Here is an 18,917-nt window from a genome sequence, read left to right on the forward strand (position 1 = left end):
TCATTTCGACACCGCCTTGGTCCAGGCAGTCTGATCGATTTCGATCAGGGTCGGGCCTTGGCGGTCCGAGGCTGCGCGCAAGGCGCCACGCAGTTGCTCGACGCCGCTGACTGCTTCGGCGGCACAGCCCAGGGCCTTGGCCACCGCGATAAAGTCCGGGGTGTAGATGTCCACGCCGACCGGCTCGATGGCGCGGTTGACCATGTATTTCTTGATCTCTTCGTAGCCCTGGTTATTCCACAGCAGCACGATCACCGGCGTGCGCGCTTCAACGGCGCTGGCCAGTTCCGGCAGGGTGAATTGCAGGCCACCGTCACCGATCAGGCACACCACCGGCGGACGTGCGCCACCTTCGATACTGCCGCCCAACCAGGCGCCAATCGCCGCCGGCAAGGCGTAACCGAGGGTGCCGTAGCCGGTGGACGAGTTGAACCAGCGACGCGGGCGCTGCGGGTTGAACGTCAGGTTGCCGGTGTACACCGGTTGGGTCGAATCGCCGACGAACACCGCGTTCGGCAATTCGTGCAAAACGGTTTCGAGGAAACGGGTCTGGGCCAGGGTCGGCGCATCCCAAGAGGCCGCCAGTTCTTCGCGCAGGCGGGCGGCACGCACCTGGCCCCAGTCGTTGCGGCGCTCGGCCAGGGACTTGTACGACAGCGCGCTCAACAGGGCTTGCGCGGCGTTGCGCGAGTCGGACACAAGGGCCATGTGCGGCGGGTAGTTGCGCACGGTCTGGTCCGGGTCGATGTCAACACGCAGCAGCTTGCCGGGAATGTCGAAGCCACCGGCGAAGGTAACGTCGTAGTCGGTCTCGGCCAATTCAGTTCCGATGGCCAGTACGACATCGGCCTCGGCAACCAGCGCGCGAGTGGCGACCAGGCTTTGGGTCGAACCGATCAGCAGCGGGTGACCGGATTCCAGCATGCCCTTGGCATTAATGGTCAGGGCGACGGGCGCGTCCAGCAGCTCAGCCAGTTCAGTCAGCTCGGCGGCGGCGTCGATGGCGCCGCCACCGGCGAGAATCAGCGGACGCTTGGCGCCCGCCAGCAGTTCGGTCATGCGCGACACCGCAGTCGGCGAGGCCCCGGCGCGGTCGATGTTCACCGGGACGCTGGTGAGCAGGTCGTCGGCTTCTTCCACCAGAACATCCAGCGGAATTTCAATGTGCACCGGGCGCGGACGGCCGGCCTGGAACAGCGCAAACGCCCGGGCCAGAACACCTGGCAATTCCGAGGCCGACATCAGGGTGTGGGAGAACGCCGCGACACCGGCGCACAATGCGCTCTGGTTCGGCAGCTCATGCAGCTTGCCGCGACCGCCGCCCAACTGGTTGCGCGATTGCACACTGGAGATCACCAGCATCGGGATCGAGTCGGCATAGGCCTGGCCCATCGCGGTGGTGATGTTGGTCATGCCGGGGCCGGTGATGATGAAGCACACGCCCGGTTTGCCGCGGGTGCGGGCATAGCCGTCGGCCATGAAACCGGCGCCCTGTTCGTGACGCGGCGTGACGTGGTTGATGCTCGAACGGGCCAGCCCGCGATACAGCTCCACGGTATGAACCCCGGGGATGCCGAACACCTGCTCCACCCCATAACCTTCGAGTAACTTGACCAGTACTTCGCCACACGTCGCCATGTCATTGCCCTTTTTATTCGATTGAGACGCCGGGCCTGCGCAGTGTTTATGATGGATTCGCAGGTCCAGGGATGGCCTCATTGGAACGGGCGACACATAGCCGCAACAATGGATAAAAAATCATACTAGCCATGTCCTCACGTCATACCTTGGATCCGAATGAAACGACTGCCTCCCCTGCCGGCGCTGTACACATTTTTGATTACCGCGCAGTGCTGCAACTTCACCCGGGCCGCCGAGCAACTGCACATCACTCAGGGCGCAGTGAGCCGGCAGATTGCCGGGCTGGAGGATCACCTGGGTTATGAACTGTTCATCCGCCAGGCCCGCGGCCTCGACCTCACCGCCGAAGGACGGGAATGGCTGCCACGTGTCCGGCAGATTTTCGGCCTGATCGATGAAGCGGTGGAGCAGATCGGCGAGAAGCGCGAAACCCTGCGACTCAAGGCCCCGACCTGCGTCATGCGCTGGCTGTTGCCACGGCTGTTGCAGTGGCAGAAAGAACGCCCGGACGTGCCGGTCGAACTGACCACCACGGTCAAGCACGGCGTGGATTTCCATCGCGAGCAATTCGACGCGGCCGTGATGTATGGCGCGCCGCCGGAGGCTTCGCTGGTGTCGCAACGCCTGTTCGAAGAACGACTGACACCGGTGTGCTCCAAGCCATTGCTCGAAGGCCCGGTGCCGTTGCACACGCCGAAGGATCTGGAACAGCACATGCTGCTGCACCCGACCCGGGATGAACGGGACTGGAAGGCCTGGCTGGCCTCGGCGGATGTTCGCTTGAGTAATGTGAGCAAGGGTCAGCATTTCGAAACGCTGGACCTGGCGATGTCGATGGCGTCACAGGGCACCGGTGTAGCGATCGGCGACTGGTCGCTGATTGGTGATGACCTGAGCGCCGGGCGGCTGGTCATGCCTTTCGATCTGATCGTAAAGACAGGCTTGGCGTATTACCTGGTTTCCCCCGAAAAACCCGGACCTTCGGCGAAATTACGCGAGCTGACGGGGTGGTTGGTGGAGCAAGCGCAGAGTCGCTGAAAGCCAGGAGTCCTTGCGTGATACCCCTGTGGGAGTGAGCTTGCTCGCTCCCACAGAGACAGTCAGTTCAATACCCGACGGTAAACCGCTGGCGAATGTGCTTCGGCGCTTCCACTTCATCCAGCATTGCGATGGCAAAGTCAGCGAACGTGATCCAGCTGCGCCCTTCGCTGCTCACCAGCAAATCATCCTTGCCGATCCGGAATTTTCCCGTGCGTTGACCTTCGACAAACTCTGCCGACGGCGACAAAAAGGTCCAGTCCAGATCCCGTTCCTGACGCAGGTTTTCCAGAAACTCGGCACCCGCCCCGGCTTCTGCCTTGTACTCGGCCGGGAAGCCTGGGCTATCGATCACCCGGGTGCCATCCGGCAACAACAAAGACCCGGCACCGCCCACCACCAACAGGCGATTGACCCCGGCCTTTTTCACCGGTCCGATGACGGCACTGGCCGGCAGCGTGGCGAAATGCGCGGCGCTGATCACCAGGTCATGACCCGCCACTGCGGCTTGCAACGCAGCACTGTCGAGGGCATCGACATTCTGGCTGACCACGCCGGTACGCTGGCCGATCTTCGAGGTATCGCGGGCGATGGCGGTGACACTGTGACCACGGCGCAGGGCTTCTTCCAATAGCTGGCTACCGGCACGACCGGTGGCACCGATGATTGCGATTTTGCTCATGACGTTCTCCAGTTGGCTTGAGGTGTATCTGTAGCGACAACGATGCTTTTGTGGCGAGGGAGCTTGTTCCCTCGCCACAGGTCATGCGGTGGACACAAAAACTCATTCACCCCACTTCATTTCGCCCTTGGCGACCTTGGCGCTCAACTCCAGGGAGCTTTCGTCACCCAGTGTCGGGAAGCGTTTTTTCATCGCGGCGATCAGTGCGGCCGCATCCTTGGCCCTGGCGGTTTCCTCGTCGAAGGCCTTGATGTAATCGGCGGTGAATTGCACCGCCGCCAGTGAGCGGGCGCTGTCACCGAGGTAATGACCCGGGATGACGGTTTTCGGTTTCAGGGTTTCGATCGAGTGCAGCGTAGTCAACCAATCGACATGGGACTGCGGGGTTTGGGTGTCAGCCATCCACAGGTGAATGTTTTCTGCCACGACCACGCCACCGACCACGGCCTTGATCGATGGAATCCACACGAAGCTGCGATCCGGTTGCTTGCCCTCAAGACCGACCACCTGCAGTTTCTGCCCTTCGAGCATCAGGCTGTCGCCCTTCAGCACATCCGGCACGATGGTTTTAGCCGGTACGTCGGCGCCCATTTTCGGACCCCAGAACGCCAGCTTGCCGTCGACGGTGTGCTTGATGTGATCAACGGTCGGCCGGGAAGCGAGCACCTTGGCGTTGGGGAATGCAGCGGTCAGGGTGTCGAGGCCGAAGTAATAGTCCGGGTCGCCGTGACTGATGTAGATGGTGGTCAGTTGCTTGCCGCTGGCGCGGATTTTTTCCACCACCTGTTCGGCCTGGGACTTGCCGAATTGGGCGTCCACCAGAATGGCCTCTTTCTCACCGCTGACCAGTACCGATGTCACCGGAAAAATGGCCTTTTCGCCGGGGTTGTAGACATCCAGGGTCAATGTCGACGCAGCGGCGTGAGCGGCGAATCCGAGAGCGGTGGTCGCCAGCAAAACGCGTTTGAGAGTGGTGAAACCGATCATCTGTTGCTCCGTATCCAATGGCTGTGGTGGTCCCTTGCAGGGGCGAGCAAGCTCGCTCCTACAGGGAACAGAGCTTAGTTGCCTGGTTCAGTACAAAAAATGCGATGCTGGAACATAGTTTGTTTCTGAAATCGGGCAAATCATGGATCGTCTACAAGCAATGCGGGTGTTCGTTACGGTGGTCGACCTCGGTAGCCAGTCGGCCGCCGCCGATCATCTGGAGCTTTCCCGGCCGGTGGTTTCCCGGTATCTGGCCGAGCTGGAAGACTGGGTCGGCGCGCGCTTGATGCACCGCACCACACGCAAGTTGAGCCTGACCGCGGCCGGCAGCGAAATCCTGCCGCGCTGCCGACAAATGCTCGACTTGTCCAGCGACATGCAAGCCGCCGTCAGCGAACCGGACGAGGCACCGCGCGGCCTGCTGCGAGTCAGCGTCAGTACTTCATTCGGTCAGGCGCAACTGGCCGATGCCATGGCGGCGTACGTCAAGCGCTACCCCGGCGTGAGCATCGACATGCAGATGCTTGATCGCACGGTGAACCTGGTCGATGAGCGCATCGATCTGGCGATTCGCACCAGCAATGACCTGGACCCCAACCTGATCGCCCGCCGACTGACCGTCTGCCGCTCGGTGATCTGCGCCTCTCCTGCTTACCTGCGCGAGCACCCGTCGCCGCAGCGGGTCGAGGATTTGAGCCAGCACAATTGCCTGACCCATTCCTACTTCGGCAAAAGCCTGTGGCATTTCGAACAGGAGGGCGAAGACGTCTCGGTGCCCGTGCAGGGCAACATCAGCGCCAACGAAGCCAGCACGCTCATGCGGGCGGCGATGGCCGGTGCCGGAGTGGCGATGCTGCCGACTTATCAGGCGGGCGTGCACATTCACAGCGGTGAGCTGGTCCGCCTGTTGCCAAGGGCCGAACCACGACAGATGAACGTGTATGCGGTGTACGCCTCGCGCAAGCACATGCCGGCGGCATTGCGCAGCCTGCTGGATTTTCTGGTGGTGAGGTTCCCCGAAGAACCGGTGTGGGATATCGGCCTGTAGCCTCCGTTCCCTATGGGAGTTGGCTTGCCCGCGAAGGCGTCGTCACCGTCGACATTGATGCTGGCTGACAATCCGCAATCGCTGGCAAGCCAGCTCCCACAGGGGCCATCAACGTTCGTGGCATCACTGGCAACTCACTGGCACTGACCTATGCTCAAAGTAATACCGGAAGGTATTCGTTCAGAGGTCAATGCCATGAACATCAGAACAAGAAGATACCTCGCCATTTTCATTACCTGCGCGGTCACGCTCGGGCTCTATGGCGTTGCGGCCTGGCGGGTCGAGCAGTTACGCAACCTGCCCCGTGAATACGCCAGTTGCAACTTCGAGCAGTGCATTCCACACAACGCGACCCTCAATGCCCTCCGTTGACAAAGGGGATCAGGCCTCATTGCCCTGATCGGCCTTCAAGCGGTCGCGGAAGGCCTTGGGCGAGATCCCTACCCTGCGTCGGAACAGGCGTGTGAAGTTGGTCGGATCCGAGAACCCCAACACGTCGGACATTTCGTAAATGGTCATGCTTGTGTAGGTCAGCAAGCGCTTGGCCTCCAGCAATTGGCGTTCGTGCATGATCTGCAACGCCGGCTGACCGGCCAGCTCCCGACAGGTGCCATTGAGGTGGGACACGGAAATCCCCAGCCGATGGGCCAGATCCTCGACTTTGACATGCTGGCGATAAGTCTCTTCCACCAGTTGGATGAACCCGTTGAGGTACTCCCGCGCACGTTGCGGCCGCTGCGAGGCTGAACGACGCTGAATCACCTGACGGCTGACCCATACCATGATCACGCTGACCAGCGAATGCATCAGCATTTCCCGCGCCGGTTGGTGCCCCGTGTATTCGGCTTGCAACGCCGAAAACAAGCTGTTGAGGTACTCGCTGTTTTCACCCGCCGGGTAGCTCTCGGCCTGGGCCAGCGCATTCCCCGAATGCCCCAATTGCGCCTGCAGGTGGGCGATCAACGGCGCGGCGAGGGTGACGACGAACCCTTCGACATCTTCGGAAAAACGATAGCCATGCACGGATAACGGCGGCAGGACCAGGATCGCCGGCTCGCTCAGTTGCGTACGTTTGCCTTCGATTTCAAGCTCTGCCTGACCTTTGAACACGAAGAGCAACTGGCATAGATCCGGGTGGCGATGGGGTTTGATTTCCCATTGATGTTCGCGACTGCGTTTGGAAATGGTTTCACAGTGCAGCAAGTCCGGGGTTGGCCAGTTCAGGCTTTCACCGTAGAGCTTGAACACCGGAATCGAAGGCAGGTCAGGCTTGTTCATCACTTCAATCCAGGCCTCGAAATAGATGACGGACGATAATCGCACCGATTGGCAGAATGCACACATATCGGCTCAGTTTTCACCCTCAATTGACAGACTCGCAAGTGAAAAATGCAAGCACTCGATCCATAAAACTCGCTCAGCGACCCTGGTCGTGTGCTGCGTGGGAGCCATAAAAACAATGAAGCCCTGAAACCCAAGTTGCCATCATTGGCACCGGTCTTTCCGGTCTGCTGCTCGGTCAATGGCTGCACAACGCCGGCATCAATCCCCTCGTTCTCGAACGTCAGAGCCCGGACTATGTGCTTGGCCGAATCCGCGCCGGGTCCTTGAAAAAGGCATGGTAGAGCTGTTGCGCCAGGCCGGCGTGGGTCAGCGCATGGACGCCGACGGATGGGTCCACGGTGGCTTCGAACAGGCCCTCGATGGACGCCAGGTGCGTATCGATCTGCACGCCCTGACTGGCGGAAAAACTGATGATCCAAGGCCAGACCGAGGTCATCCACGACCTGATGGCCGCTCGTCAGGTCGCCGGGGGGCGATGGCTTCCATGGCGTGGCGCGGCAGTCGAGGGCTATCGAATAGCCTGCTATCGATTTAAACTGGCGAGCACCCCCCGCTCGCCTTGCCACTGGCGGGTTATCACTGCCCGCAGGTTTTCTTCGTGACCAATCTCAAACAGCCTGAAACGCCCAAGCCGGCTATCCGCAGCGTATTGATCGCCCTGATGCTGGCAATTTTCCTCGGCGCCCTGGACCAAACCATCGTCGCCGTGTCGATGCCGGCCATTTCCGCGCAATTCAAGGACGTCAGTCTGCTGGCCTGGGTGATTTCCGGGTACATGGTGGCGATGACGGTCGCGGTGCCGATCTACGGCAAACTCGGCGACTTGTACGGGCGTCGCAAGTTGATGCTGTTCGGTATGGGCCTGTTCACCCTGGCGTCGTTGTTCTGCGGCATGGCCCAGAGCATGGAACAACTGGTGCTGGCGCGGATTTTTCAAGGCGTCGGTGCCGGCGGCATGATCTCGGTCAGCCAGGCGATCATCGGCGACATCGTGCCGCCACGGGAGCGCGGTCGCTATCAGGGTTATTTCAGCAGCATGTACGCCGTGGCCAGCGTGGCCGGTCCGGTGCTGGGTGGCTACATGACTGAATACCTGTCCTGGCGCTGGGTGTTCTTGATCAACTTGCCGCTGGGCCTGGGTGCCTGGCTGGTGGCCAATCGCACCCTGGTGGGCTTGCCGATACCGCAACGCAAGCCAGTCATCGATTACCTCGGCACCCTGCTGATGATCATCGGGCTGACGGCGTTGCTGCTGGGCATTACCCTGGTTGGCCAGGGACATTCATGGCGCAGCGTGGAGGTGCTGGCCCTGCTCGGTTGCGCCGTGTTCGTGCTGGGCTTGTTCGTGGCCTGTGAACGACGGGCACAGGAACCGTTGCTGCCCATGCATCTGTTCGCCAATCGCAATGCGGTTCTGTGCTGGTGCACGATTTTCTTCACCAGTTTCCAGGCGATCTCGTTGATCGTGCTGATGCCGCTGCGCTTTCAGAGCGTGACCGGGGCCGGGGCCGACAGCGCGGCCCTGCATCTGCTGCCGCTGGCCATGGGTATGCCGATCGGTGCCTATTTCGCCGGCCGCCGTACGTCTGTGACCGGACGCTACAAACCGATGATCCTGACCGGCGCCGTGCTGATGCCGATCTCGATTCTCGGCATGGCATTCAGCCCGCCCCAGGCGTTTTTGCTCAGCAGCCTGTTCATGTTACTCAGTGGCATCGCCGGGGGGATGCAGTTCCCGACGTCACTGGTGGGCACACAGAACTCAGTGGAACAACGCGACATAGGCGTCGCCACCAGCACCACCAACCTGTTCCGGTCGCTGGGTGGCGCGGTGGGCGTTTCTGTGATGTCGGCGTTGCTGCTGGCGTTGCTGCAGGATTCGAGTTTCGCGCACCTGGCCGGCTCGTCGCTGATCGCCGAAGGTCATTCGGGGAATGTGCTGCTGGACGGCTTGAATGCTGCAGCGGGGGATACACAAAACGCTCTGCGGGCCGAACTGCTGCTCACTTTCCGGCATCTATTGATGGTCAGCGCTGCGGTGTCGCTGCTGGGGCTGGCGGCGGCGATTGCCATGCCGAACATGGTGTTGCGTGGGCGGGAAGACAAGGTTCGGTAGATGGACCGAGTCGCCCGCTATCGCGAGCAAGCTCCGGGCGGCGTTCCGACGATGGCGCCATGACAGTCACAATATCTTCAAGGGCTGTAATACCCCACAGCCACCAGAAAATGCCCGACTTTCTTCAGGTAGGCATGCTTGTCCTCGACCTTGCCGGTGACCGGGTTTTTCCAGCGATAGTCGTATTCGCCGTAATCCTGCCCGGCCATGAGCGCCAGCATTGGCTCGCCCACCGGCTTGCCTTCAGGGTCGCTGATTTTGCTGAAATCGGTGTTGATCAAGCGCAGGTTGGTGCCGTGGGCGATGTAACGCCGGGTATTCAGGTCGACGACAAACACATACAGGTCATCCTGCAAATAACCGCCCTTGAGGGAATTGATGGCGCTCAGGGTGCCCTTCTCGTCCTTGGCCAGATCGGCCGCGGCTTTGTTCAGCAGTGCCATGGCCTGTTCCGCTGACGCCCGTGGCAGGTAATACCCGACCGCCAGAATCCGCTGGCCGACACGCTGGTAGTAGACGTGCTTGCGTTCGATTTTGCCGTCGGCCCAGTTCTGCCAGCGGTATTCCGCCTGCTGGATGCCATTGCCCTCCGGCACTTTCAGGGCGTCCTTGAAGGTTTTCTGCAAATCCGGCCCGAGGGTTTCCGATACGTCCCGGCCGATCAGCGCCGAGGATGGCCCGCCGCTGGCGAGCATCACACCCTTGGTATCCAGTACAAAGACATAACGGTCCTTGTCGACAAACTCGCCCTGTCGGCTGAACGCCGCGAAGGCCTTGTCGCCATTCTCGTGGTAATAGGCCAGGGCTTTTTCCAGTAAGGCGATGGCGGCCTGACTGTCAGCTTTTTCGGTGTCGGCGGCTTGAGCCTGGCCCAGGCACAGCAAAAGCATGCTGCCCAGCAAGGCCAATTTGTGCAGAAACCCCATTGCGCATCCCTCGTTCTTGATCGTGTTTCAAGAGCGTAGACGGGTTGGGGCCATGTACGAATATTCAGGATCCGTAGTGAACGGCTTGGGGCGGCTTTGCCACCCGGCCACAAGTGTTCATGTGCAGGTCTATTACTGGCGGGCGCGCAGTTGCTGCTGCAGGTTCTGGATCTGTGCCTGAAGGGTATTGATATTGCGAGTGACCTGGCTGCGGAACGCATCGAATTCGGCAGTGTTGGTCGAGCCTTGGACAGGCGTCGGGCGATTGTCCTGTTCGCTTTTGAGCACCACGATCTCCTGCTCCAATCGCTCGATGGCGGCGCTCGGATTGCCTTGTTTCTTCAATGCGGTGATGTCGGCGCCGAGGCTTTTCAGCTGTGCATCGAATTTTTCCGTGTCTGCCGGGGCACTCTTCAACGCGGCCACGTCGCTGATCAAGACTTTGACCTGAGCCTGCAATTGCGTATTGGCGGTTTGGTGCTCATTGCTCTGCGCGCTGATTTGCGCCAGACGCTTATCCAGATCGGTGGTTTGTGCCGTCATCTGCGCCAGGCGCTTGTCGAGATCCGAGGTCTGGCCCGCGACGCCTTGTTGTTGCTGACTCTGATCCTGCAGCTTGCTTTCCAGCTGTTTGATTTGCAGCTTCAGGGCTTCGCTGTCGCTGGTGACGTTGGTCTGACTGGCCACCACCTTGCCGGAAATATCCTGCAGGCGCCCCGCCGCTTCCTCACTGATCCGGGCGAAGCTTTCCTGGGTGGCCACCAATTGCTGCTCCATCAGCGAAATCTGCTGAAAGCTCCACCAGGCCAAGCCCGCGAACGCAAAGAGCAAAGCCCCGACCAATGCCCACAACGGCCCGGTGCTCGGACCCTTGACCTTTACAGCCGGCGCGGGTCGAGAGTGCACGGAGGTGCGAGTGGTGACCGGAAAATCATCGTCGTCGAGGCTGTCGGCGCGCAGGCTCGGTACATCGTCGAAGTCATCATTGGCATCGTTACGCATGGACATTGAGTCAACCTTTGTGAAACGCGGTGATAGCTGGATGCGGCGAGTATAACCTTCACGCCGCACCGATTGACCTTCACCCCACGGCCCGGTTCAGTGCCTCGCTGCTCAGCGAATATCCTGAGCCTTCCACCAGCCGCAGAACTCATCCAGCGCCGTCCACAGACTGACCTTGGGGTCGTAATCCAGATAATGCCGGGCGCGGCTGATGTCCAGGGTGAAATTTTTGTTCATGACCTGCATGCCCAACCGCGACAGGGTCGGTTCGGGACGCCCCGGCCACAACTTGCACACACCCTCATTGAGCGCTGCGACGGTGTAGGCCAGACCGTAGGAACGGTAGCGCGTTACTTGTGGGACTTCCATTTTACGCATGACGTAATTAACCACATCCCACAATGGAATCGGCGTCCCGTTGCTGATGTTGTAGGCCTTGCCCAGGGCGGACCCGCTGGTCAGCAAACTGCTGAGCAACGCTTCGTTGAGGTTCTGCATGCTGGTGAAATCGACCTTGTTCAGGCCGTTGCCGATAATTGCCAGGCGCCCCTTGCGCTGCATGTTCAGCAGGCGCGGGAAAATGCTCATGTCACCAGCACCGGTAACGAAGCGCGGACGCAGGGCCAGGGTCTCGAGGCCGAATTCCTGGGCACCGAAGACTTTTTGCTCGGCCAGGTATTTGGTCGCGGCGTAAGGATGCTTGAAGCGTTTGGGCACCTGCTCTTCGGTCAACCCCAGGTGATCGCGACCATCGAAATAAATCGATGGCGACGACAAATGCACCAGGCGCCGGACCCGCTGTTTCAGGCAGGCTTCGACGACGTTTTCGGTGACCTGGACGTTACCTTGGTGAAAGTCCTGATAACGTCCCCACAAACCGACGGCGCCGGCGCAATGCACCACGGCCTCGACGTCGGAACACAGGTCACGCGTCAGTTCAGGATCACTCAAATCGCCCTGGATGAACTCGGCGCCGCGCCGCACCAGATGCTCCACACCTTCGGCCCGGCGACCGTTGACCCGCACATCCAGGCCCTGCTCCAGGGCAAAACGCGCAAAGCGTCCGCCGATGAAACCGCTTGCGCCGGTGACCAGAATCTTCATGTATTGCTCCAACAAAATGCAGTTGCGAGCTTCAAGCCTCAAGCCGCAAGTTAAAAACGATGCGCAAGCACTTCACTTGCAGCTTGCAGCTTGACGCTTATTGCTGCTCCAACGGCACCAGCCATTGCTTCGACGCGCGCACCAATTGATCGGTAAGAAGCCCCAGCAATTGACCGCCATTGCGCCAATGATGCCAGTACAGCGGCACGTCGATCGGTTTATCTGGCAAAAGCTCCAGCAACGCACCGCGTTCCAGTTGTTCGCGAACCTGCAATTCGGGCACCAGTCCCCAGCCGAGGCCCGCTTCGGTGAGGCGAATAAAACCTTCAGAGGACGGGCATAAATGGTGTTCGAACCCACCATCGACGCCGAGAGACGCCAGGTATCGATGCTGCAGGAAATCATCCGGGCCAAACACCAGCGCCGGCGTCCGGGCCAACTGATCGGCGCGCACGCCCTGGGGGAAATGCCGGGCAATGAAGACCGGACTGGCCAACGCGCGGTAGCGCATCGCCCCCAGCAACACACTGCGGGCGCCCGCCACCGGCCGCTCGCTGGCACAGAGGCATGCAGCCACTTCACCTGCACGCATGCGTTTAAGGCCCACGGTCTGGTCTTCGACCACCAGATCCATCAACAGATGTTGTTCCGCGCAAAAATCCCCCACGGCCTGCGCCCACCAGGTGGCCAGGCTGTCAGCATTCAAAGCGATACGCAGGCGTTCGGGCAGGCCTTCTTCGTCCAGCGCCGGCACCAGCGTCTGCAAATCCCGCTCAAGCAAACGCACCTGCTGCACATGGTTGAGCAAACGCCGGCCAATTTCCGTGGGCGTCGGCGGTGTGCCCCGGACCAACACCGGTTGGCCGACCCGCGCTTCAAGCAATTTGATGCGTTGAGAGATCGCCGACTGCGACAAACCCAAGACCTGGGCGGCACGCTCGAACCCGGCTTGCTCGACCACAGCGGCGAGGGCAGACAGCAATTTATAGTCGAACATCAGTTTTCCTAATGAGCGATCAGCAAGATTGGTTTTTCTTATACAGCCTGACACGGGAGAATGGCCAGCAAGAACGCTTGAACAAGGAACACCCACATGGCTGGCGAAACTTCATTGGCAACACTGCTGCGCAGCATGAGCCCACAACTCAATGCCGGCGAGTACGTGTTCTGCACCTTGCGTGACGGCCAATGGCCGGCGGGCCTGGACATCATCGGCAGCTTCCGCGAGCAGGAAGGCCTGACCGTGATTCTCGAACGCCGCCACGCCGAACAGGCGGGCTTCAGTTTCGACTACGTCGCGGCCTGGATCACCTTGAACGTGCACTCGGCCCTCGAAGCTGTCGGTCTGACCGCCGCGTTCGCCACGGCACTGGGCCAGTCCGGCATCAGTTGCAACGTGATCGCCGGCTATTACCACGATCATTTGTTTGTCGGCCAGGCCGATGCCGAACGCGCCATGCAAGTGCTGCGCGATCTGGCAGCCAACGCGGAGTAATCATTATGTGGCAAAGCTATGTGAACGGCCTGCTGGTGGCCTTCGGACTGATCATGGCGATCGGTACCCAGAATGCGTTTGTGCTGGCCCAGAGCCTGCGTCGTGAACACCACCTCCCGGTGGCGGCGTTCTGCGTGGCCTGCGATGCATTATTGGTGGCCGCCGGCGTTTTCGGCCTGGCGACCGTACTGGCGCAAAACCCGACCTTGCTGGCCATCGCCCGTTGGGGTGGTGCCGCGTTTCTGTTGTGGTACGGCACCCAGGCGTTGCGCCGGGCGTGCTCGAAACAAAGCCTGCAACAGGGTGAAAACCAGACCGTGCGCTCATTGCGGGCAGTCATGCTCAGCGCGCTGGCGGTGACCCTGCTCAACCCGCACGTCTACCTGGATACCGTGTTGCTGATCGGCTCCCTCGGAGCCCAGCAGACAGAGCCCGGCGCTTATGTGGTGGGCGCGGCCAGTGCTTCGTTGCTGTGGTTTTTCACCCTGGCGCTCGGCGCGGCATGGCTGGCGCCCTGGCTGGCTCGCCCCAGTACCTGGCGCATCCTCGACCTGTTGGTGGCCGTCATGATGTTTGCGGTAGCGTTGCAATTGATCACCGCCGGCTGATTTATTCCAAAAGGCTCTGGAACCTCTATTCCACACAGTTGTTGCGTGGTTATGCCGCACCCCCGGTGCTATGATCCGAGACCTGCGCCGCAAAGAGTACAAACTCCCCGGCGCTAGTCTGGCCGCCCGTGATCGGCCTTGCGCTCACCGCACCTGACCTGATTAGGAGATCCACCATGGCTTTCGAATTGCCGCCACTGCCTTACGCACACGATGCACTGCAGCCGCACATTTCCAAGGAAACTCTGGAATATCACCACGACAAGCACCACAACACCTACGTCGTGAACCTGAACAACCTGGTGCCAGGCACCGAGTTCGAAGGCAAGACCCTGGAAGAAATCGTCAAGTCTTCCTCGGGCGGTATCTTCAACAACGCCGCTCAGGTCTGGAACCACACTTTCTACTGGAACTGCCTGGCACCAAACGCCGGCGGTCAACCAACCGGCGCCCTGGCTGAAGCCATCAACGCTGCTTTCGGTTCGTTCGACAAGTTCAAGGAAGAGTTCAGCAAGACGTCCATCGGCACCTTCGGTTCCGGTTGGGGCTGGCTGGTGAAAAAGGCTGACGGTTCCCTGGCCCTGGCCAGCACCATCGGCGCCGGCAACCCGCTGACCAACGGCGACACCCCGCTGCTGACCTGCGACGTCTGGGAGCACGCTTACTACATCGACTACCGCAACCTGCGTCCGAAGTACGTCGAAGCGTTCTGGAACCTGGTCAACTGGAAATTCGTAGCTGAGCAGTTCGAAGGCAAAACCTTCACCGCTTAAGCTCGATACCCGTCAAAAAAACCCGGCCTTCCAGCCGGGTTTTTTTTACGTGATGGGTTGAGTCGATCAGTCATCGTCAGCTGGCTGGCCGCCTTCGCGGGCAAACCTGACGCCTGCAGACGCATCGCGCAATCCAATCAAACCAGACCCTGTCCCCTCGACGAACCCTCCTTCAGCCTCTTGCCCCCACGCTACAGCCGGCTAACATCAATTAAGAAGGAAAATATCTATACATCCCCTCAAGTTGAAGGACTCGACAACCGACACAGTACTAATCGCACAATTAATCCAGTCAACAACCTATTGGCCAAACTGCAGGAAAAAGCCCCTACAGATGATTGTCCCTTTGACTGCGATCACGGGATTGCCAATACTCATGGCAACTTGATGCTACCCGCACGGAACAAGGAATAGCCCTTTGAAGCTGGAACTCAAGAACAGCTTGTCGGTGAAGTTGCTCCGGGTCGTGCTCCTGTCGGCATTGGTCGTCGGCGTAGTCTTGAGCTGCGCACAGATCGTTTTCGATGCCTATAAAACACGCCAGGCCGTCGCCAATGATGCCGAACGCATCCTCGATATGTTCCGCGACCCTTCGACCCAGGCCGTCTACAGCCTGGACCGGGAAATGGGCATGCAGGTCATCGAAGGCCTGTTTCAGGACGACGCTGTGCGCCAAGCCTCCATTGGTCATCCCAATGAAGCCATGCTCGCGCAAAAATCCCGTGAGTTGCAGCATTCCAAAAGTCGTTGGCTGACTGATCTGATCCTGGGCAAGGAACGCACCTTCACCACCCAACTGGTGGGTCGCGGCCCTTACAGCGAGTATTACGGCGACCTGAGCATCACCCTCGACACCGCCACCTATGGGCAAGGCTTTATCGTCAGTTCGGTGATCATTTTCATTTCGGGTGTGTTGCGCGCCCTGGCGATGGGATTGGTGCTCTACCTGGTTTATCACTGGCTGCTGACCAAACCCCTGTCGCGGATTATCGAGCACCTGACCGAAATCAATCCGGACCGTCCCAGCGAACACAAGATTCCTCAACTCAAGGGCCACGAGAAAAACGAGCTGGGTATCTGGATCAACACCGCCAACCAGTTGCTGGAGTCCATCGAGCGCAACACCCATCTGCGCCACGAAGCGGAAAACAGCCTGCTGCGCATGGCTCAATATGATTTCCTCACTGGCCTGCCGAATCGCCAGCAATTGCAAACACAGCTGGACAAGATCCTCGTCGACGCCGGTAAATTGCAGCGCCGGGTCGCCGTGCTTTGCGTCGGTCTCGATGACTTCAAGGGTATCAACGAGCAGTTCAGCTACCAGACCGGCGACCAGTTGCTGCTGGCCCTGGCCGATCGCCTGCGCGGGCACAGTGGTCGCCTGGGCGCCCTGGCCCGTCTGGGTGGTGACCAGTTCGCCCTGGTTCAGGCCGATATCGAACAACCCTACGAAGCCGCTGAACTGGCGCAAAGCATTCTCGATGACCTGGAAGCGACGTTTGCCCTCGATCATCAGGAAATTCGCCTGCGGGCCACTATCGGTATCACCCTGTTCCCGGAGGACGGAGACAGTACCGAGAAGCTGCTGCAAAAAGCCGAGCAGACCATGACCCTGGCCAAGACTCGATCGCGTAACCGCTATCAGTTCTATATCGCCAGCGTCGACACTGAAATGCGTCGCCGTCGCGAACTGGAGAAAGACCTGCGCGACGCCTTGGTCCGCGACCAGTTCTACCTCGTCTATCAACCGCAAATCAGCTACCGCGATCATCGCGTGGTGGGCGTCGAGGCGTTGATCCGCTGGCAACATCCCGAGCACGGACTGGTTCCGCCAGACTTGTTCATCCCACTGGCCGAGCAGAACGGCACCATCATCGCCATCGGCGAGTGGGTGCTGGATCAGGCCTGCAAGCAGCTGCGCGAGTGGCATGACCAGGGCTTCAGCGACTTACGCATGGCGGTGAACCTGTCCACGGTGCAATTGCACCACGCCGAGCTGCCGCGGGTGGTCAACAACCTGCTGCAGATGTACCGCCTGCCACCGCGCAGTCTGGAACTGGAAGTCACCGAAACCGGCCTGATGGAAGACATCAGCACCGCCGCCCAGCACCTGCTCAGCCTGCGTCGTTCCGGCGCGCTGATTGCCATCGATGACTTCGGAACCGGTTATTCATCGCTGAGCTACCTGAAAAGCCTGCCTCTGGACAAGATCAAGATCGACAAGAGCTTCGTTCAGGACCTGCTCGATGACGACGACGATGCAACCATCGTTCGCGCCATCATCCAATTGGGCAAGAGCCTGGGCATGCAGGTGATCGCCGAAGGCGTGGAAACTGCCGAACAGGAAACGTACATCATCTCCGAAGGCTGCCACGAAGGTCAGGGCTACTTCTACAGCAAGCCACTGCCGGCGCGCGAGTTGGGCGCTTACTTGAAGCAAGCCCAGCGCAGCAACGCCGCTATTTTGTGATCGGGTATCCGTCGCGCCTCGCTCCTGCAGGGTGGATTGCGCCCTTGTGCGAATAAGAAATATTTTCAAGAACAGTCTTTACACATAATGCGAAAGATTTGCATTATGTCGCAGTTTTGCGCGCCCGCCGCGCCATACCACCTCCCTTTCGAAGCAGGATGTTCGCCATGATTCGTATGCCTCTGGCTACCGCCAGTCTGTTGGCCATCGCAATTTCCCTCGCCGGTTGCGGTGAGGGCAAAGACAAGGAAAAGACGGCCGCCCCTGCGCCGACCGCCAGCACTGCCGCTGCCCCGACTGCTGCCGGCAAAGTCGATGAAGCCGCCGCCAAAGCCGTTGTCGCGCACTACGCCGACATGGTTTTCGCTGTTTACAGCGATGCCGAATCCACCGCGAAAACCCTGCAAACCGCCATCGACGCCTTCCTCGCCAAGCCGAACGCCGACACCCTGAAAGCGGCCAAGGCCGCCTGGGTCGCTGCCCGCGTTCCTTATCTGCAGAGCGAAGTGTTCCGCTTCGGCAATACCATCATCGACGACTGGGAAGGTCAGGTGAACGCCTGGCCACTGGACGAAGGCCTGATCGACTACGTCGACAAATCCTACGAGCACGCACTGGGTAACCCTGGCGCCACCGCCAACATCATCGCCAACGCTGAAGTTCAGATCGGTGAAGACAAGGTCGACGTGAAAGACATCACCCCGGAAAAACTCGCCAGCCTGAACGAGCTGGGCGGTTCCGAGGCGAACGTCGCCACTGGCTACCACGCCATCGAATTCCTGCTCTGGGGCCAGGATCTGAACGGTACCGGCCCTGGCGCCGGCAATCGTCCTGCCTCGGACTACCTGGAAGGTGCCGGCGCCACTGGCGGCCACAACGATCGTCGTCGCGCTTACCTGAAAGCCGTGACCCAACTGCTGGTCAGCGACCTGGAAGAAATGGTCGGTAACTGGAAGCCGAACGTGGCCGACAACTACCGCGCCACCCTGGAAGCGGAACCGGCTGAAACCGGCCTGCGCAAAATGCTGTTCGGCATGGGCAGCCTGTCCCTGGGCGAACTGGCGGGCGAGCGCATGAAGGTTTCCCTGGAAGCCAACTCCCCTGAAGACGAGCAGGACTGCTTCAGCGACAACACCCACAACTCGCACTTCTACGATGCCAAAGGTATTCGTAACGTGTACCTGGGCGAGTACACCCGCGCCGACGGCAGCAAAATGACCGGTGCCAGCCTGTCGTCCCTGGTGGCCAAGGCCGACCCGGCCGCCGACGCCGCGCTGAAAGCCGACCTGGCCGCGACCGAAGCCAAGATCCAGATCATGGTTGATCACGCCAACAAGGGCGAGCACTACGACCAGTTGATCGCAGCCGGCAACACCGCAGGCAACCAGATCGTCCGTGACGCCATTGCATCCCTGGTCAAACAGACCGGTTCGATCGAGACCGCCGCTGGCAAACTGGGTATCAACGACCTGAACCCGGACAACGCTGATCACGAGTTCTGATCAACGCTGGCTGCACAGGAAGGCGACCTGCGGGTCGCCTTTTTCATGCCCGCCAGACCACCACTGCGACAGGGGATTGTGTTTACCGGATAATTTCTGCTCCAAATCAAGTAAACGATAATTCCTCTTATTCAAATTCCCATCCCCTGTTAGACTTTGCGCCCTTGTTTTGCTCGTCTCG

At 60.1% G+C, this 18,917-nt stretch carries 17 protein-coding genes and 1 pseudogene; 10 read left to right on the forward strand and 8 right to left on the reverse strand.

From position 1 onward, the window contains the following. Positions 1–1,638: a 5-guanidino-2-oxopentanoate decarboxylase gene (locus GQ39_RS19250; RefSeq protein ID WP_047532600.1), complete on the reverse strand. Its 1,638-nt coding sequence runs from the start codon at positions 1,636–1,638 to the stop codon at positions 1–3. Positions 1,639–1,797: 159 nt separating this feature from the next. Between GQ39_RS19250 and GQ39_RS19255 the strand changes: the two genes are divergently transcribed. Further along, positions 1,798–2,679, forward strand: a complete 882-nt coding sequence (locus tag GQ39_RS19255; protein ID WP_047532602.1) for a LysR substrate-binding domain-containing protein — start codon at positions 1,798–1,800, stop codon at positions 2,677–2,679. A gap of 67 nt (positions 2,680–2,746) precedes the next feature. On the opposite strand, the gene GQ39_RS19260 is transcribed toward GQ39_RS19255, so the two are convergent. Together GQ39_RS19260 and GQ39_RS19265 are read right to left on the reverse strand one after the other, a co-directional pair. Further along, positions 2,747–3,361 (reverse strand): NAD(P)-dependent oxidoreductase, encoded by a 615-nt coding sequence (locus tag GQ39_RS19260; protein ID WP_047532604.1) that lies wholly within the window; start codon positions 3,359–3,361, stop codon positions 2,747–2,749. 102 nt (positions 3,362–3,463) lie between these two features. Further along, on the reverse strand, positions 3,464–4,348 hold the full coding sequence (locus GQ39_RS19265) for an MBL fold metallo-hydrolase (RefSeq protein WP_047532605.1): 885 nt from the start codon (positions 4,346–4,348) through the stop codon (positions 3,464–3,466). 142 nt (positions 4,349–4,490) lie between these two features. Here GQ39_RS19265 and GQ39_RS19270 point away from each other — a divergent pair, with 142 nt between their 5' ends. Both GQ39_RS19270 and GQ39_RS33060 read left to right on the forward strand, forming a co-directional pair. After that, positions 4,491–5,396, forward strand: coding sequence for a LysR family transcriptional regulator (locus GQ39_RS19270; RefSeq protein ID WP_201774175.1), 906 nt, complete (start codon positions 4,491–4,493; stop codon positions 5,394–5,396). 195 nt (positions 5,397–5,591) lie between these two features. Beyond that, positions 5,592–5,768, forward strand: a complete 177-nt coding sequence (locus tag GQ39_RS33060) for a hypothetical protein (protein WP_167361791.1) — start codon at positions 5,592–5,594, stop codon at positions 5,766–5,768. Between the two features lie 9 nt (positions 5,769–5,777). Here the strand turns inward: GQ39_RS33060 and GQ39_RS19280 are convergent, their stop codons facing one another. Then, positions 5,778–6,674, reverse strand: coding sequence for a helix-turn-helix domain-containing protein (locus GQ39_RS19280; RefSeq protein WP_047539038.1), 897 nt, complete (start codon positions 6,672–6,674; stop codon positions 5,778–5,780). A gap of 206 nt (positions 6,675–6,880) precedes the next feature. Between GQ39_RS19280 and GQ39_RS31670 the strand changes: the two are divergent. Both GQ39_RS31670 and GQ39_RS19290 read left to right on the forward strand, forming a co-directional pair. Next, positions 6,881–7,243: pseudogene (locus GQ39_RS31670) on the forward strand (FAD-dependent monooxygenase); the annotation flags it as partial. A 95-nt stretch (positions 7,244–7,338) separates the two neighbouring features. Continuing rightward, positions 7,339–8,856, forward strand: coding sequence for an MDR family MFS transporter (locus tag GQ39_RS19290; RefSeq protein WP_047539043.1), 1,518 nt, complete (start codon positions 7,339–7,341; stop codon positions 8,854–8,856). Between the two features lie 77 nt (positions 8,857–8,933). Here the strand turns inward: GQ39_RS19290 and GQ39_RS19295 are convergent, their stop codons facing one another. The 4 genes from GQ39_RS19295 to GQ39_RS19310 form a co-directional block, all read right to left on the reverse strand. After that, positions 8,934–9,782: a cache domain-containing protein gene (locus tag GQ39_RS19295; RefSeq protein ID WP_047532615.1), complete on the reverse strand. Its 849-nt coding sequence runs from the start codon at positions 9,780–9,782 to the stop codon at positions 8,934–8,936. A 132-nt stretch (positions 9,783–9,914) separates the two neighbouring features. Continuing rightward, complete coding sequence (locus GQ39_RS19300) at positions 9,915–10,790, reverse strand: ATPase (protein WP_047532617.1); 876 nt, start codon at positions 10,788–10,790, stop codon at positions 9,915–9,917. A gap of 105 nt (positions 10,791–10,895) precedes the next feature. Next, positions 10,896–11,888: an NAD-dependent epimerase/dehydratase family protein gene (locus tag GQ39_RS19305; protein WP_047532618.1), complete on the reverse strand. Its 993-nt coding sequence runs from the start codon at positions 11,886–11,888 to the stop codon at positions 10,896–10,898. A 97-nt stretch (positions 11,889–11,985) separates the two neighbouring features. Beyond that, a complete protein-coding gene (locus GQ39_RS19310; protein WP_047532620.1) occupies positions 11,986–12,885 on the reverse strand; it encodes a LysR family transcriptional regulator ArgP in 900 nt (299 codons plus the stop codon). Positions 12,886–12,981: 96 nt separating this feature from the next. Here GQ39_RS19310 and GQ39_RS19315 point away from each other — a divergent pair, with 96 nt between their 5' ends. From GQ39_RS19315 to GQ39_RS19335, 5 genes are all read left to right on the forward strand, one after another. Next, a complete protein-coding gene (locus tag GQ39_RS19315) occupies positions 12,982–13,383 on the forward strand; it encodes an ACT domain-containing protein (protein ID WP_047532622.1) in 402 nt (133 codons plus the stop codon). Between the two features lie 5 nt (positions 13,384–13,388). Further along, positions 13,389–13,991, forward strand: coding sequence for a LysE/ArgO family amino acid transporter (locus GQ39_RS19320; RefSeq protein ID WP_047532624.1), 603 nt, complete (start codon positions 13,389–13,391; stop codon positions 13,989–13,991). A 176-nt stretch (positions 13,992–14,167) separates the two neighbouring features. Beyond that, positions 14,168–14,764, forward strand: coding sequence for a superoxide dismutase (locus GQ39_RS19325; protein ID WP_008156084.1), 597 nt, complete (start codon positions 14,168–14,170; stop codon positions 14,762–14,764). Between the two features lie 418 nt (positions 14,765–15,182). After that, on the forward strand, positions 15,183–17,234 hold the full coding sequence (locus GQ39_RS19330) for a putative bifunctional diguanylate cyclase/phosphodiesterase (RefSeq protein WP_047532630.1): 2,052 nt from the start codon (positions 15,183–15,185) through the stop codon (positions 17,232–17,234). Between the two features lie 167 nt (positions 17,235–17,401). Continuing rightward, positions 17,402–18,736: an imelysin family protein gene (locus tag GQ39_RS19335; RefSeq protein WP_047532632.1), complete on the forward strand. Its 1,335-nt coding sequence runs from the start codon at positions 17,402–17,404 to the stop codon at positions 18,734–18,736. Positions 18,737–18,917 lie beyond the last annotated feature (181 nt).

Source organism: Pseudomonas sp. 11/12A, from assembly GCF_000800055.1.
GTDB lineage: Bacteria > Pseudomonadota > Gammaproteobacteria > Pseudomonadales > Pseudomonadaceae > Aquipseudomonas > Aquipseudomonas mohnii.

Bases quoted from the DNA above. Each gene is read 5' to 3' on its own strand.
- GQ39_RS19250 (WP_047532600.1), bottom strand. From the start codon at position 1,638: ATGGCGACGTGTGGCGAAGTACTGGTCAAGTTACTCGAAGGTTATGGG.
- GQ39_RS19255 (WP_047532602.1), top strand. From the start codon at position 1,798: ATGAAACGACTGCCTCCCCTGCCGGCGCTGTACACATTTTTGATTACC.
- GQ39_RS19260 (WP_047532604.1), bottom strand. From the start codon at position 3,361: ATGAGCAAAATCGCAATCATCGGTGCCACCGGTCGTGCCGGTAGCCAG.
- GQ39_RS19265 (WP_047532605.1), bottom strand. From the start codon at position 4,348: ATGATCGGTTTCACCACTCTCAAACGCGTTTTGCTGGCGACCACCGCT.
- GQ39_RS19270 (WP_201774175.1), top strand. From the start codon at position 4,491: ATGGATCGTCTACAAGCAATGCGGGTGTTCGTTACGGTGGTCGACCTC.
- GQ39_RS33060 (WP_167361791.1), top strand. From the start codon at position 5,592: ATGAACATCAGAACAAGAAGATACCTCGCCATTTTCATTACCTGCGCG.
- GQ39_RS19280 (WP_047539038.1), bottom strand. From the start codon at position 6,674: ATGAACAAGCCTGACCTGCCTTCGATTCCGGTGTTCAAGCTCTACGGT.
- GQ39_RS19295 (WP_047532615.1), bottom strand. From the start codon at position 9,782: ATGGGGTTTCTGCACAAATTGGCCTTGCTGGGCAGCATGCTTTTGCTG.
- GQ39_RS19300 (WP_047532617.1), bottom strand. From the start codon at position 10,790: ATGTCCATGCGTAACGATGCCAATGATGACTTCGACGATGTACCGAGC.
- GQ39_RS19305 (WP_047532618.1), bottom strand. From the start codon at position 11,888: ATGAAGATTCTGGTCACCGGCGCAAGCGGTTTCATCGGCGGACGCTTT.
- GQ39_RS19310 (WP_047532620.1), bottom strand. From the start codon at position 12,885: ATGTTCGACTATAAATTGCTGTCTGCCCTCGCCGCTGTGGTCGAGCAA.
- GQ39_RS19315 (WP_047532622.1), top strand. From the start codon at position 12,982: ATGGCTGGCGAAACTTCATTGGCAACACTGCTGCGCAGCATGAGCCCA.
- GQ39_RS19320 (WP_047532624.1), top strand. From the start codon at position 13,389: ATGTGGCAAAGCTATGTGAACGGCCTGCTGGTGGCCTTCGGACTGATC.
- GQ39_RS19325 (WP_008156084.1), top strand. From the start codon at position 14,168: ATGGCTTTCGAATTGCCGCCACTGCCTTACGCACACGATGCACTGCAG.
- GQ39_RS19335 (WP_047532632.1), top strand. From the start codon at position 17,402: ATGATTCGTATGCCTCTGGCTACCGCCAGTCTGTTGGCCATCGCAATT.